Here is a 15,056-nt window from a genome sequence, read left to right as displayed (position 1 = left end):
AGGTAGTTCGATGGCGGGAACGCCTGCTTGCCGGGGGCAGGCAGGCGAAGTAAATTGCGATAGCAATTATGAAACAATTTTCGGAATTGAAATCCTTGCGCGACAAGCTCAAGGAAGACGAAAGGCAGCGCGCCATCGAAAAGGCCGAGCGCGAGAAGCGCGAGCGGATCGCGCGCGAGAACGCCGTCGAATTCGGCTCGGCCGTGAAGGACGTCGTCAAGATGCCCGAATCGGACCGCTACGTGTGGCGGCCGATGCACGAGTTCGAAACGCGTGGCCAGCCGCTGCCGACGCGTCCGCGCACGCAGGAAGAAGAAACGGCCGCCGTGCTGCGCGAGTCGATGCTGTCCGACCAGTTCGACGTCGACGGCCTGCTCGACGAAGATCCCTCCCTCAGCTGGTCGGCACCCGGCGTCGGTCCCGACGTCGTGAAAAAACTGCGCAAGCGCCACTGGCCCGTCGAGGACGAGCTGGACCTGCACGGCCTCACGCGCGACGAGGCGCGGCGCCACGTCGACACGTATCTGCGCAAATCCAACAAGCGCGGCATCCGCTGCGTGCGCATCATCCACGGCGTGGGCTATGGCTCGGCCGGCGGCGAACCCGTCCTGCGCGGCATGGTCCACAGCTGGCTCGTGCAGACGCGCGAAGTGGTCGCCTTCTGCGTCGCGAACCGGGCCGACGGCGGCAACGGCGCGCTGATCGTCCTGCTGCGTCCCGCGCTCGAAGACTGAGCAGTCCCGTTTCGTTGTCAAAAATCGCAACGGTTTGACGAAACGGGTAAGATGTTGGCTCCGTAGCACCGACGTGGTGCCGCCAGCATAAGGATGAATGCGTGGAGTCCAGTACGCCAGTACCGATGGCAGCGCCGCGGCGGGTCGATCTGCAGAACTGTGCGGACGAACCGATCCACATCCCCGGCTCGATCCAGCCGCATGGCGCACTCATCTTCCTGTCGGACGCCGGCCTCGTCGAAGGCTGGAGCGCCAACATCGCCGCCGTCACGGGCCGCGAACCCGCGCTCGGACAGCCGTTCGGCGCGCTCGGCCTGCCGGACGCCGTCACGGAACTGATCCAGGAATGCAGCGCGACGATGATTGCTGGCGAGGGGCCGGCCATGGTCGCCGCGGTGACGATCGATGGGCGCGACTACGACTGCGTCGTGCACGCGCACGTGCACCGCATCCTCGTCGAATTCGAAGTGCGCGACGTCGGCATGGACGAAGTCGCCCAGTTCGCGATCAAGGCGCATTCGTCGATCGACCGCCTGCGCCGCCAGCGCACCGTCGACGGCCTGCTGGAGACGGCCGTACGCCAGGTACGCGAATTCACGGGCTTCGACCGCGTGATGGCCTACCGCTTCCGCAGCGACGACTCGGGCGACATCGCCGCCGAGGCCCGCCGCGACGACCTCGTTCCCTATCTCGGCCAGCGCTATCCGGCCGGCGACATCCCGCCGCAGGCGCGCCGCCTGTACGTGCTGAACACGCTGCGCATGATCGCCGACGTCGGCTACCGGCCCGTGTCGCTGCTGGGGGCGGCGCGCGAAGGCGCGCCCGATAGCGAGCCGCTGGACATGAGCTTCGCCGTGCTGCGCAGCGTGTCGCCGATCCACGTCGAATACCTGCAGAACATGGGCGTCGCCGCATCGATGAGCGTGTCGATCGTCGTCGGCGACCGGCTCTGGGGCCTGATCGCGTGTCACCACATGACACCCAAGCGCGTGCCCTACTCCGTGCGGATGGCGGCCGACGTGCTGGCCCAGGTGATCGCGTCGACCGTGCAAGGTATCGAAGCGCGCGAGGACGCGGCACTCGTGGAACACGCGGCGCAAGTGCGCACGAGCCTCGTGGAATCGCTGCTGCTGGAAGAAGACCCGCTCGAGGCCCTCGTGCAGCACGGCGACGGGCTGCTGGAGTCGGCGCACGCGCAGGCGCTGATCGTCGGCCAGTACGGCCGCGTCGTGTGCCGCGGCATCGACCGCGCATTGGGCGAAGCCGTCGCCGCCGCGCTGCCCGCCGACGCGAACGACATCCTCACCTACGGCTGCGTGAAGGAATGGCCGGACGCGGTCCGGCCCCTGCTCGGCAAATGGGCGGGCCTGCTCGGCCTCCCGTTCGACCCGCCCACCGACGGCTGGTGCGTGCTGCTGCGCACGGAACAGGTCGAGGAAGTGGCGTGGGGCGGCAAGCCGGACAAGAGCATGTCCGGCCCGATGGGCGAGCGCCTGACGCCACGCGGTTCGTTCGACGCCTGGCATGAAACCGTACGCGGCCGCGCCCACCCGTGGGAAGACGGCATCCTCACGCATGCGCGCATGATGCTCGGGGAACTCACGCGCGTGTCGAACGCGCGCCGCGCCCAGACGGAAGCGACGCGCGCCCAGCTGCTCGCGATGCTGGGCCACGACCTGCGCGACCCGCTCAACTCGATCAATATGGCCGGCATGGTGCTGGAGCGGACGGACGGCGGCAGCAACAAGGGCACGCTGGGCAAGCGCATCCAGTCGTCCAGCAACCGCATGCAGCGCATGATCGGCCAGGTGCTGGACATGAGCCGCATCGACCGCGGCCTCTCCCTCGGCATCGACCTGCAGCCGGTCGACCTCGCGGCGCTCGCCTGCGACATGGTCGAGGAAGCGCGCCTCGCCTACCCGACCATCGTCTACGACGTGCACGCGACCGGGCCGGCGTTCGTGCTGGCGGACAGCGGCCGCCTGGGCCAGGTGATCTCGAACCTGCTGTCGAACGCGCGCCAGCACGGCGAACCGAACCACCCCATCGTCATCCGGCTCGCCCCGCAGGACGGCCAGGCCGTGCTGGACGTGGCGAACGCGGGCAGCCCGATCGCGCCGGAAACGGAAGCCACGCTGTTCAATCCGTTCAAGCGCGGCTCGCTGAACAATCCGCGCAACCGCACGGGCATGGGCCTCGGGCTGTACATCGCGCAGCAGATCGTGCGCGAGCACAAAGGCGAGATCGCCTACCGCCACGAGAACGGCAACGTCGTGTTCTCCGTGCGCCTGCCGCTGGCGCCGCGCCAGGCGTCCTGACGCCCTGCGGTCGCGCATGCACCTCATCACCGTCATCGAAATCGTCGCGATCCTGGTGGGTGCGTTCTCCGGTTTCATCGAGGCCCGGCGCAAGCGCATGGATGTGGTGGGCGTGTTCACGGTCGCGTTCATCGCCGCGTTCGGCGGCGGCACGCTGCGCGACATCCTGCTGGATAAACGGCCGCTGTTCTGGGTGATCCATCAGGAGTACGCGATCCTGATCTTCGTGCTGGCCCTCGTCGCGACGCCGCTGATCCGGACGCTGCGCCAGATCGTGTCGGAACGGCTGATCGTCATCGCCGATGCCGTCGGCCTGGGCCTGTTTTCCGTCGCCGGCGTGTCGTCCGCGCTGGACGCGCACATGCCGCTGTTCATCGCGTCGATGATGGGCGTGATCACGGGGATCTTCGGCGGCGTGATGCGCGACATCGTCTGCAACGAGGTGCCGATGGTGTTCAGGGACGGCAAGCCCTACGCCATCTGCGCGTTCGTCGGCAACTGGATGTTCCTGCTGCTGGGGATGAACGGCTTCCCGCACGATTTCGCGCTGTGGTCCAGCGCGATGTTCATCGTGGTGTTCCGGCTGGTGACGTGGAAGTTCGATCTGAGGCTGGGGAGGTAAACCCAAACCCGTCGTTCCCGCGCAGGCGGGAATAGTGCCGGTGGCAGTATTCCGCGTTCGCGAGGACGACGATCAAACCGCGTCCGGCCCCGTCTCGCCCGTACGGATACGGATCACCTGCTCCACGTCCTGCACGAAGATCTTGCCGTCGCCGATCTTGCCCGTGCGCGCGGCCTTGATGATGGCGTCGACCACCTGCTCGGTCAGGGAGTCGTCGACCACCACTTCGATCTTCACCTTGGGCAGGAAGTCGACCACGTATTCGGCGCCGCGGTACAGTTCCGTGTGGCCCTTCTGGCGGCCGAAGCCCTTCACTTCCGTGACGGTCAGGCCGGTGACGTTCACTTCGGCCAGCGCTTCGCGCACTTCGTCCAGCTTGAACGGCTTGATCACGCAGGTAATCTGTTTCATAGTCATCTCCTAACAATTTCCCGGGATTATCGCATGACGCCCGGTCAATCCGGAATCCTCGCCAGCTGGTTCATCCACACGGTCGCTTCCGAATCGCTCGGCGCGCGCCAGTCGCCGCGCGGGGACAGCGAGCCGCCGTTGCCGACCTTCGGCCCGTTCGGCACGCACGAGCGCTTGAACTGGCTCGTCTTGAAGAAGCGCCACAGGAAGATGCCCAGGTTTTTCTTGATCGCGGCGAGGTCGTACTGGTTGCGCGCGGGGCTGCCGCCTTCCGGCCACGGACCGTTCGCTCTGTCCCGCCACGCGCTCCACGACAAGAAGGCGACCTTGGCCGGACCGAAGCCGTAGCGGATCGTGTAGTACAAATTAAAATCCTGCAGTTCGTACGGGCCGATGAAATCTTCCGTCACCTGCGCCGGCTTGCCCTCTTCCTTTCCGGTTCCCTGCTTGCCGGGCACGAGTTCCGGCGAGATCTCCGTTTCCAGCACGTGGATCAGGACGTCGGAACCTGTTTCTCCAATCTGCTTCGTATCCGCGACCCAGCGCACGAGGTGGGAAATGAGCGTCTTGGGCACGCTCGCGTTGACGTTGTAGTGCGACATGTGGTCGCCCACGCCATACGTGCACCAGCCCAGCGCCAGCTCGGACAAATCGCCCGTGCCGATCACGATCGCGTGGTGGTGGTTCGCGAGACGGAACAAGTGGCTCGTGCGCTCGCCCGCCTGCACGTTCTCGAACGTGACGTCGTACTGCTCCGCGCCTTCCGCGTACGGGTGGCCGAGGTCCTTCAGCATCTGGATGCAGCTGGGGCGGATGTCGATCTCGTGCGCCGTGCAGCCGACGACGCGCATCAGTTCGCGCGCCTGGCGCAAGGTCCGTTCGCTGGTGGCGAAGCCCGGCATCGTGTACGCGAGGATGTTCGTGCGCGGCAGCTTCAGCTTGTCCATCGCCTTGGCGCAGACGAGCAGCGCGTGCGTCGAATCGAGGCCGCCGGAAATGCCGATGACGACCTTCTGGTGTCCGGACGACTGCAGCCGCTGCACGAGCGCCTGCACCTGGATGTTGTAGACCTCGGTGCAGCGCGCATCGCGGCGCCGGCCGTCGGCCGGCACGTAAGGAAAGCGTTCGACGAGGCGCGCCAGCGGCAGGTCCCGGTCGAGCGGCAGCGGCACGGCGAACGCCTGCACGCGGAATTTTTCCACCTCGTGCGCGTGGCGGCGCACGGATTGCGCGAACGTCGTCGTGTGCATACGGTCGACGGACAGGCGTTCCAGGTCGACATCGCCGAAGATGATGTGCGAATCGCCCAGGAAACGCTCGGACTCCGCCAGCAGGTCGCCCTTTTCGTAGATCAGCGACTGGCCGTCCCACGCCATGTCCGTCGTCGATTCGCCCCGTCCGGCCGAGGTGTACAGGTACGCGGCCAGGCAACGCGCCGACTGCTGCGACACGAGCTGGTGGCGATAGCCGCTCTTGCCGACGACAACGTTCGACGCCGACAGGTTCACCAGCACCGTCGCGCCGGCCAGCGCGGCGTACGACGATGGCGGGATCGGCACCCACACGTCTTCGCAGATCTCGACGTGGAAGCGGAACAGCGGCTGGCTTTCCAGCGCGAAGATCTGTTCCGGACCGAACGGCACGTCCTGGCCCAGCAGCGTAATCCGGTCGACGGCCGCGTTGTCCGCCGCGCTGAACTGCCGACTTTCATAAAATTCGCCATAATTGGGCAGGTAGCTTTTCGGGACCACGCCCAGGATGCGGCCGCCCGCGACGACGACGGCGCAGTTGAACAGCACGTGGTTGACGCGCAGCGGCGCGCCGACGACGAGCGCCAGCGGCAGCGTGCTTGATGCCGCGACCACGTCGGCCAGCGCGTCCAGCACGGCGTCGAGCAGCGCGCGCTGGTGGAACAGGTCGTCGCAGGTGTAGGCCGACAGCCCCAGTTCGGGGAAGGCTGCCAGCACGGCGCCCGCATCGGCAGCTTCACGTGCGAGGCGGATCGTTTCCTGCGCATTGAAGGCCGGGTCGGCGACGCGGCAGCGCGGGCTGGCGACGGCCACGCGCGCGAAATCGTGGGAATACAGGTTGAAGAATCGCTTGTCCATAGGTCGTTACAGCTGAGTCATCGCAATCACGGAAGTCAACTCGCGGAAGTCATCTTGAATTATCGCACGCATATCGTTTCTTCTCTGTCCGAGATCGGGCAGGCCGAGTGGGACGCCCTCGTCGCCCTGCAGCAGGAACCGAACCCGTTCCTGTCCTTCGCGTTCCTGCACGCCCTGCACGAATCCGGCAGCGCGACGCCCGAAACCGGCTGGCAGCCGCAATACATCGCGCTGTACGACTCTGATGAGCAGCTGGCGGCCGCCCTGCCCCTGTACGTGAAAGGCCATTCGTACGGCGAGTACGTGTTCGACTGGGCGTGGGCCAACGCCTACCAGGAGCATGGACTCGACTATTATCCGAAGCTGCTGTCCGCGATCCCGTTCACGCCCGTCAGCGGCCCGCGCCTGCTCGCGCGCGACGCGCGGGCGCGGGCGGCGCTCGTCGACGTGCTGGTCGCCACACAGAAAGCGAGCGATGTGTCGTCCACGCATGTGCTGTTCCCGCCGGACGATCAGGCCAAACAGCTCGCGGACGCCGGCTTCCTGCTGCGCAGCGGCGTGCAGTTCCACTGGATGAACGCGGGCTATGCGACCTTCGACGACTTCCTCGCGACCCTCGAACAAAAGAAGCGCAAGAACATCCGCGCCGAGCGCCGCAAGGTGCGCGAGGCCGGCGTGACGTTGCGGCGCGTGCGCGGGCCGGACATCACCGACGAAGCGTGGCGCTTCTTCACGCGCTGCTACCGCAACACCTATGCCGAGCACTTCTCCAAGCCCTATTTGAACCTGGACTTCTTCCGCCGCATCGGCAAGACGATGCCGGACAACCTGCTGCTCGTGGTCGCGGAACGGGACGGCCACCCGATCGCGGCGTCCCTCGTCGTGCACGACGCGACCACCTTGTACGGCCGCTACTGGGGTGCGCTGGAACACGTGCCCTGCCTGCACTTCGAGACGGCGTACTACCAGCCGCTGGAATTCTGCATCGAGCAAGGCATCCAGGTGTTCGAGGGCGGCGCGCAGGGCGAGCACAAGATGGCACGCGGCTTCCTGCCGACGCGGACCTGGTCGGCGCACTGGCTCGCGCATCCCTCCTTCGCGGATGCCGTAGAACGGTTCCTGGAACGCGAGGCGGGCGGCATCGACGATTACATCGATGAGCTCAATGACCGCAACCCGTTCCGCCGGTAGTCAAGCGCCCAGCGCCGCGACGAGCCGGCCCAGCGTCCGCAGCGCCTCCTCCGTCTCCGCCGTCCACGGATAGCTGTAGTTGAGCCGGATGCAGTTGACCCAGCTGCCGCGCGCGGAAAACATGTGGCCGGGGCCGACCGTGATCCCGTGGTCGAGGGCGCGCGTGTACAGCCGCATGGCGTCGACGCCCCCCGCCAGCTCGACCCACAGCACATAACCGCCCTGCGGCTCGGAGACGCGGGTGCCGGCCGGGAAGAAGCGCAGCACGGCGGCCGCCATCATGCGCGCCCGCTGCGTATAGCCCTTGCGCACCTGGCGCAGGTGGCGGTCGTAGCCGTCGTTCTGCAGGTAGTCGGCGATGGCCAGTTGCGGCAGCGACGGCGTGCTGAGGGTGTTCAGGAATTTCAGCTTTTCCACCTGCGCGGCATAGCGTCCCGCCAGCGCCCAGCCGATGCGATAGTTCGACGTGAGGCTTTTCGAAAACGACGAACAGTGCAGCACGAGGCCATGCGTGTCCCAGGTCTTGAGCGGGCTCGGATGACTGTCGCCGTAATACAGTTCGTCGTACACGCAGTTCTCGATGGCCGGGATATCGTAGTCCGCCAGCAGCGCCACGAGCTCGCGCTTGCGCACGTCAGGCATGCAGAAACCGAGCGGATTCTGGAAGTTCGGCATCACCATCACGGCCGCCACGCGCTGGCGGGTCAGGATGCCGCGCAGCGCGGCCACGTCGATGCCGTCGCGCGGGTCGGTCGGCACCTCGAGCGCGCGCATGCCCATGCGTTCGATCGCGTGCAGCATCGCGTAGAACGTCGGCGATTCGACGGCGACCGTGTCGCCCGGCCGCGCCACCGCCTGCAGGCACAGGTTGATCGCCTCGGTGGCGCCGACCGTCACGATGATCTCGGACGGATCCACGGCCAGCCCATGTTCCATGTGGCGGCGCGCGATCTGGCGGATCAGGTGCGGATTCCCCGGCGGCAGGTCGTCCATCACGCTCCAGTGGCGCCGCCGCGCGATGGCGTTGGCGTACTGGCTGATGCGCGCGGCGGGAAAAGGCGCGGGATCGGGATACGGCGACCCGAGCGGCACCGCGCCCTGGCTGCGGATCGTGCGCAAGGTGGACAGCACGAGACGGCTGACGTCCACCTCGGACGACAGGATCAGCGCGGGCGCCGGCGTCGCGGGACGGCGCGCCAGGCGCGGCCGGGCGCGCACGAAATAGCCGGACTGCGGACGGCTCTCGATGACGCCCTTGCTCTCCAGCAGAGAATACGCGCGCAGGACCGTGCTGATGCTCAGCTTGCGGTGCTGGCTGGCCTGGCGCACGGACGGCAGCTTCTCGCCTTCCAGCAGCACGCCGCGCGCGACCTGCCCTTCGACTTCGGCGGCAAGGGACTCGTAGAGCTTCATGCGATCCAGTATAGCGCAGCAGTACAGTTGGCGATGCGGCCAGCCAACTGTACTCCTTTTCCGACCGCGCAACTGTACCCGCACGCCGGACCGCTCAGCCATGACACTGTCGCCATTGCGAAAGGAGAATGCATCATGGCCGACAACGACAACGGGGGCCGCATCGCCCCCTACCCCAACCCGGCCGGCGGCTGGGGCGCCCTCAAATACGTGGCATTGAACCTGTTCCGCGAGCGCGTGGGCGGCCGCAGCGTGGGCACGCTGCTGGCGCAGAACCAGCCCGACGGCTTCGACTGCCCGGGCTGCGCGTGGCCGGACCGCGTCCATACGTCGACGTTCGAATTCTGCGAGAACGGCGTCAAGGCCGTGGCGGCGGAAGCGACGAGCAAGCGCGTGCGCCCCGACTTCTTCGCGCGGCACACGGTGACGGAACTCATGCGCCAGAGCGACTACGAGCTGGAACAGCACGGCCGCCTGACCGACCCGATGGTGTACGACCGCGCCAGCGACAAATACGTCCCCATCGCGTGGGACGACGCGTTCGCCCTGATCGCGCGCCACCTGCACGCGCTGGACGATCCGGACCGCGCCGCGTTCTACACGTCGGGCCGCGCCAGCAACGAGGCCGCGTTCCTGTACCAGCTGTTCGTGCGGATGGTCGGCACCAACAACTTCCCCGACTGCTCGAACATGTGCCACGAGGCGACGAGCCGCGGCCTGCCCGGCACGGTCGGCATCGGCAAGGGCACGGTCACGCTGGACGATTTCGACGAGGCCGACGCCATCCTCATCTTCGGCCAGAACCCGGCCACGAACCACCCGCGCATGATGGGCCTGTTGCGCGAATGCGCGCACCGCGGCGCCGCCATCGTCTCGATCAACCCCCTCAAGGAACGCGGCCTGGAACGCTTCCAGGACCCGCAAAGCCCGGCCGAGATGCTGACGAACGGCAGCACGCGCATCAGCTCCATGTTCGTGCAGCCGCGCCTCGGCGGCGACCTCGCGCTCATCAAGGCCGTGGCCAAGCGCGTGCTGGAACTGGACGACGCGGCCGTCGTCATGGATACCCCGCGCGTGCTCGACACGGCGTTCATCGCCGCCCACACGACCGGCTTCGACGCGTTCGCGGCCGACCTGCGCGCCGAGGACTGGACCATGCTGCTGGAGGAATCCGGCGTCGGATACGCGGACGTCGAGCGCCTCGCCCAGCTGTACGCGAACGCGGAACGCGTGATCGCCTGCTGGGGCATGGGCCTCACCCAGCACAAGCAGTCGGTGGCGGCCGTCCAGATGCTGTCGAATCTGATGATGATGCGCGGGAATATCGGCCGCCCCGGCGCCGGCCTGTGCCCCGTGCGCGGCCACTCCAACGTGCAGGGCGACCGCACGGTCGGCATCGAGGAGCGCCCGACGCCGGCCTTCCTCGACCGCCTGGGCCAGGTGTTCGATTTCGCCCCGCCGCGCCACCACGGGCTCGACGTCGTGGCCACGATCCAGGCGATGGTGGACGGCCGGGTCGACGTGTTCATCGGCCTGGGCGGCAACTTCGCCGCCGCCACGCCCGACACGCCGCAGACATGGGCCGGCCTGCGCCGCTGCGCGCTGACGGTGCAGGTGTCGACGAAGCTGAACCGCAGCCACCTCGTGCACGGCCGCGACGCGCTGATCCTGCCGACGCTGGGCCGCACCGAGATCGACCTGCAGAACGGCGTGGCGCAAGGCGTGACGGTGGAAGACTCGATGAGCATGGTGCACATCTCGTACGGCATCAACCGCCCCGCCTCGCCCAACCTGCTGTCCGAGGTCGCCATCGTCGCGCGCATGGCCCACGCCACGCTGGGCAGCGGCAAGGTTGACTGGCTCGCGCGCGCGGCGAACTATGCGCTGATCCGCGACGACATCGAGAAGGTGTTCGACGATTTTTACGACTACAACGCGCGGGTGGCGCGGCCCGGCGGCTTCCACCTGCGCGTGGCGTCGCGCGAGCGCGCGTGGGAGACGGCCAGCGCACGCGCCCAGTTCGTCGTCAACGCGATCGACCGCGATACGGCCGTGCACCGCGCCCGCGCCCTCCACGGCGAGCGCCTGCTGACCATGATGACGACCCGTTCGCACGACCAGTACAACACCACCGTCTACGGCCTGGACGACCGCTACCGCGGCGTGTTCGGCATGCGCCGCGTCGTCTTCATCCACCGCGACGACCTGGCGATGCTCGGCCTGAAGGCGGGAGACCGGGTCGACATCACCAGCGTGTGGGACGACGGCGTGGAGCGCCGCGCGGACGGCTTCCTGCTCGTCGAATACGACATCCCGCGCGGCTGCGTCGGCGCGTATTATCCGGAAACGAATCCGCTCGTGCCGCTGGCCAGCGTGGCCGTCGGCGCGGGCACGCCGACGTCGAAGTCGATTCCCGTCCTGCTGCATCCGGCGCGCGCGCAATGATCGTCCGCCCGCCCGCCAACTGGGCGCGCATGCTGTTCGTCTGGCACGGGTCGGTGCTGCCCGCGATCCTGCCCCAGCTGGCGCTGATCCTCGTCGTCGCCGTGGCCGCGCTGCTGGGGCACGGCAGCGTGTTCGGCGAACGCGTCCCCCTCGACACCGCGCCGTTCTCCCTGCTCGGCATCAGCCTCGCCATCTTCCTCGCGTTCCGCAACAATGCCAGCTACCAGCGCTATCTCGAAGCGCGCCAGCTGTGGGGCGGCGTGCTGATCGCCGCACGCAACCTCGCGTCGCAGGTGCATGCGTACGTCCCGGCCGGCGCGATCGACCGCGCCGGCGTCACGCTGCGCCTCGCCGCGTTCGCCCACCTGCTGCGCCACCAGCTGCGCGGCACCGATCCGCACGCCGACCTCGCGCGCCTGCTGCCGCCCTGTGACGCCACTGCGCTGGCGGCGCGCGCCTATCGCCCCGTCGCGCTGCTCGACGGCTTGCGGCGGATGGCGCAACGCGCGGTGCCGGACCGCCACGTGCTGTGGATGCTCGAGGCCCAGATCGACAAGCTGTCGGAAGCCGTGGGCGGCTGCGAGCGCATCGCCGGCACGCCGATCCCGTATCCGTACGGCGTGCTGCTGCACCGGACCATCTATGCCTACTGCTTCCTGCTGCCGTTCGGCCTCGTGCACAACATCGGCGCGGCGACGCCGCCCATCGCGGTGCTCGTCGCCTACACGCTGTTCGCGCTGGAAGCCATCGCGCAGGAGATCGGCGAGCCGTTCGGCACCGCGCCCAACGCGCTGGCGCTGGATGCCATCTGCGTGACGATCGAACGGTCGGTCATGGAACTGGCGGGCCGTCCGCTGCCTTGCGAGGCGGTACCCGGTCCCGATTTCCTGCTGCGCTAGCGCGGCGCGCGGCACGGCCGCCACGCGGCCAGCGCCGGCGCCGGCATCGGGCGGGCGATCAGGTAACCCTGGCCCTGATCGACGCCGGCGTCGCGCATGCAGGCCCAGTCGGCGTCCGTCTCGATGCCTTCGGCCACCGTCGCGATGCCCAGCGCCCGCGCCGCCGCCACGGCCTGGCGCAGCAACGGGTCGAGGTGGGGCCGCATCCAGGCACCCTGCACGAGGCGCATGTCGATCTTCAATTCGCTGAACGGGATGCGCGACAGCTGCAGGATCGAGCCGTGGCCCGCGCCGTAGTCGTCCAGCGACAAGTGATGGCCCTGCAGGCGCAGTTTCAGAAGGATGTGCAGCGCCGTGGCGAGATCGGCGATCTCCGTGTATTCCGTGATTTCGAACGCGACCAGCGCGGGCGGCACGCGGGCGCGGCGCACCGTGTCGGCAATGCGCCCGGCCATGCGCGCATCCGCCAGCGCGCGCGGCGACAGGTTGACGGACACCGGCACATGGCGCCCACCAGCCTGCAGGCGCGGGATGTCGGCCAGCGCCGCCCGCAGGACGGCGAGCGTCAACGGTTCGGCCAGGCCGGCGTCTTCGGCCCGGCCGATGAACGCGTGCGGCGCCAGCAGGCCGTGGCGCGGGTGCTGCCAGCGCACGAGCGCCTCGGCCCCGCTCAGGCTTCCATCGGCCAGCGCCAGCTTGGGTTGGTAATGCAGGCGGAACTCGCCCGTATCGAGGCCGGCGAGGATCTCGTCGGCGCCAATGGCGGGTACGGCCGTGGGCGCGCGCGCCGGTGCGAAGCACGCTGGCGGGCATGCCAGGGCATCGAACGCGGCGCACAGCGCCTCCGCGTCACAGGGCGGCTCGGAGGCGACGACGGCGCACAGGCCTAGCGCGCCCGCCAGCAGCATGGCCGTGTCGCGGATGCGCGCGCAGGCGACGCCCCACGCCAGCACGCGCGGCGCGCGTCCGGTGCGCGTCAGCGCCCGCAACAGGTCGGCGATGTCCATGTCCGCCGCGCCGGCATCGATCAGCACGATGTCGGGCGCGGCAGAGAGCGTCGCGAGCAGGTCGAGGGCGGCACGGGCGCCGGACGCCGCGTCGACGACGGGCACGTCCAGCCGGTGGAGCAAGGTCCGCAGATGGGCACCGGCGCCGCCGTGGCCGGCGACGACGAGCGCGTGCGCGATGCCGCCGCGCTTCGATAGAACCGTCCCGTTCTCGCGTCCGCTCATGCATCCACCTCCGCGACAAGGCGCGGCAGGCGGGCCGGCGCGGCGGTGCGCACTGCGCCGTCGTCGACGCGGAATCGGCTGACCGCGCGCGCCAGCCGGTCGGCCTGTTCGCGCAGCGCGGCTGCCGCCGCGGCCACTTGTTCGACCAGGGCGGCGTTCTGCTGCGTGTCCTGTTCCATCGCGACGACGGCCCGGCTGCAGGCGGCGATGCCGGCATGCTGTTCGGCGCTCGACGTGCGGATCTGGCGCATGATCTCCTCGACCCTGGCGGCGCCCGCGACGATGTCGTCCATGGCGGCGCCGGTCTCGCGTACGAGCACGGCACCGGCATGCGCCTGCGCGGCGGCGGACGAGATCAATTCGCCGATCTGGCCTGCAGCGGCGGCCGAGCGTTGCGCCAGCTGGCGCACCTCAGCCGCGACGACGGCGAAGCCGCGCCCCGCGTCGCCCGCGCGTGCCGCCTCGACGGCCGCGTTGAGGGCCAGGATATTGGTCTGGAACGCGATCCCGTCGATCAAGCCGATGATGTCCGCCATGCGCCGCGCGGCGGCCACGATGCCGTCCATCCGTTCGTTGATCACGCCGACGGCGGCGCCGCCGCGCTGCGCCGCCTGCACGGCCTGGCGCGCGAGGTCGTCGGCCAGGCCGGCGTGGTCGCGGTTGCGTTCGACCGTCGCGTGCAGCTGCTCCATGGCGGCGGCCGTCTCCTCCAGGCCCGCCGCCTGCCGCTCCGTGCGCGCCGACAGGTCCTGGTTGCCGGCCGCGATCTGCGCGGAGGCGGCCGCGATCTGGTCGCCGTCGCGCCGGACCTGGCCGACGAGGCGGCCGAGCCGGATGCGCATATGCTCCATCTCGGCCAGCATGCTGCCGACGTCGCCCGGACGCAGTGCAATGGCGCCGGTCAGGTCGCCATCGGCGATGCGCGCCGCCGTCCGCGCGGCCGCGTCGGGCTCGCCGCCGAGGTCACGGCGCAGGCGCCGGATCACCAGCACGGCCGCGGCGCCGGCGCCGGCCAGCGCCAGCGCGCCCAGGACCAGCATATTCGTGCGCGTCGAGGCATAGGCGCGCGCGGCGTCGGCGCGGGCCGCGTTCATCAGGTCCGCTTCGTGGCCGGTACGCTCGGCCAGCGCCGTGCGGCAGGCCTGCAGCATCGGCTTGACGTCGCTGTTCAGGTACGCGACGGCCTCGGCCTGGCGTCCCGCGCGCACGAGCGCCAGCAGCTGGTCCTGCCCGACCGTGTAGGCGTCGAGGGCCGCGCGGATGCGCTCCAGCCCGGCGCCCCCATGCCGCTGCAGCTGCGCCAGGTCGGCATCGATCGCGCGGCGCTGCTGCGCGATCTCGTCGGTCTGGGCGCGCCGCACTGCGGCATCGCCGCTCAGCAGGGCATTGCGCAGCGCGACCGCGATGTCGGTGACGCGCACGTGCACATCGGTCGCCAGTTCGGCGGACGGCCAGCGTTCGTCGGCGATGCCGGCCGTGATGCGATTGAGCGTGGCCTGTTCGCCCAGGCCGAGCAGGATGGTGGCGGCGATGAACGCGCAGGCGATGCCGAAGCCCGCGCCAAGCAGCGTCGCGACCTTGAAACGCGAGGTAGTCATGGGTGATCCGATCCGGATTACGAGGGCGGAACGGCGCGCCCGCCGGTGCCCGCGCGAGCTGCGCGGCACGGCGTCACGATAATCG

General features: G+C 69.0%; 11 protein-coding genes. 6 read left to right on the top strand and 5 right to left on the bottom strand.

Going from position 1 to position 15,056, the window contains the following annotated elements; genetic code table 11:
* Positions 1 to 68 precede the first annotated feature (68 nt).
* The 3 genes from BVG12_RS29640 (at position 69) to BVG12_RS29630 (ending at position 3,674) form a co-directional block, all read left to right on the top strand.
* Positions 69 to 734 carry a Smr/MutS family protein gene (locus BVG12_RS29640; RefSeq protein WP_307189094.1) on the top strand — a complete coding sequence of 222 codons (666 nt, stop codon included), beginning with the start codon at positions 69 to 71 and terminating at the stop codon, positions 732 to 734.
* Positions 735 to 859: 125 nt separating this feature from the next.
* Positions 860 to 3,052: an ATP-binding protein gene (locus tag BVG12_RS29635; RefSeq protein WP_075795539.1), complete on the top strand. Its 2,193-nt coding sequence runs from the start codon at positions 860 to 862 to the stop codon at positions 3,050 to 3,052.
* A gap of 16 nt (positions 3,053 to 3,068) precedes the next feature.
* Positions 3,069 to 3,674 (top strand): trimeric intracellular cation channel family protein, encoded by a 606-nt coding sequence (locus BVG12_RS29630; RefSeq protein WP_075795538.1) that lies wholly within the window; start codon positions 3,069 to 3,071, stop codon positions 3,672 to 3,674.
* Positions 3,675 to 3,746: 72 nt separating this feature from the next.
* Here the strand turns inward: BVG12_RS29630 and BVG12_RS29625 are convergent, their stop codons facing one another.
* Positions 3,747 to 4,085 (bottom strand): P-II family nitrogen regulator, encoded by a 339-nt coding sequence (locus BVG12_RS29625; RefSeq protein WP_075795537.1) that lies wholly within the window; start codon positions 4,083 to 4,085, stop codon positions 3,747 to 3,749.
* 44 nt (positions 4,086 to 4,129) lie between these two features.
* A complete protein-coding gene (locus BVG12_RS29620; protein WP_075795536.1) occupies positions 4,130 to 6,193 on the bottom strand; it encodes an NAD(+) synthase in 2,064 nt (687 codons plus the stop codon).
* 54 nt (positions 6,194 to 6,247) lie between these two features.
* Here BVG12_RS29620 and BVG12_RS29615 point away from each other — a divergent pair, with 54 nt between their 5' ends.
* Positions 6,248 to 7,384, top strand: coding sequence for a GNAT family N-acetyltransferase (locus tag BVG12_RS29615; RefSeq protein WP_075795535.1), 1,137 nt, complete (start codon positions 6,248 to 6,250; stop codon positions 7,382 to 7,384).
* On the opposite strand, the gene BVG12_RS29610 is transcribed toward BVG12_RS29615, so the two are convergent.
* On the bottom strand, positions 7,385 to 8,797 hold the full coding sequence (locus BVG12_RS29610) for an aminotransferase-like domain-containing protein (RefSeq protein WP_075795534.1): 1,413 nt from the start codon (positions 8,795 to 8,797) through the stop codon (positions 7,385 to 7,387).
* Positions 8,798 to 8,932: 135 nt separating this feature from the next.
* Between BVG12_RS29610 and BVG12_RS29605 the strand changes: the two genes are divergently transcribed.
* A complete protein-coding gene (locus tag BVG12_RS29605; protein WP_075795533.1) occupies positions 8,933 to 11,242 on the top strand; it encodes an FdhF/YdeP family oxidoreductase in 2,310 nt (769 codons plus the stop codon).
* Positions 11,239 to 12,141, top strand: coding sequence for a bestrophin family protein (locus BVG12_RS29600; RefSeq protein ID WP_075795532.1), 903 nt, complete (start codon positions 11,239 to 11,241; stop codon positions 12,139 to 12,141). The genes BVG12_RS29605 and BVG12_RS29600 overlap by 4 nt, the downstream gene beginning before the upstream one ends.
* Here BVG12_RS29600 and BVG12_RS29595 read toward each other — a convergent pair.
* Both BVG12_RS29595 and BVG12_RS29590 read right to left on the bottom strand, forming a co-directional pair.
* Entirely contained in the window at positions 12,138 to 13,373 is a 1,236-nt protein-coding gene (locus BVG12_RS29595; protein ID WP_075795531.1) for an EAL domain-containing response regulator, read from the bottom strand. The two genes, BVG12_RS29600 and BVG12_RS29595, sit on opposite strands and share 4 nt — an antisense overlap.
* Positions 13,370 to 14,971, bottom strand: coding sequence for a methyl-accepting chemotaxis protein (locus BVG12_RS29590; RefSeq protein ID WP_075795530.1), 1,602 nt, complete (start codon positions 14,969 to 14,971; stop codon positions 13,370 to 13,372). The genes BVG12_RS29595 and BVG12_RS29590 overlap by 4 nt, the downstream gene beginning before the upstream one ends.
* Positions 14,972 to 15,056 lie beyond the last annotated feature (85 nt).

This window comes from Massilia putida (genome assembly GCF_001941825.1).
GTDB classification, from domain to species: Bacteria; Pseudomonadota; Gammaproteobacteria; order Burkholderiales; family Burkholderiaceae_D; genus Telluria; species Telluria putida.
Note: the sequence above shows the minus strand (reverse complement) of the source record. Positions and strands in the feature narration are given on the sequence as shown.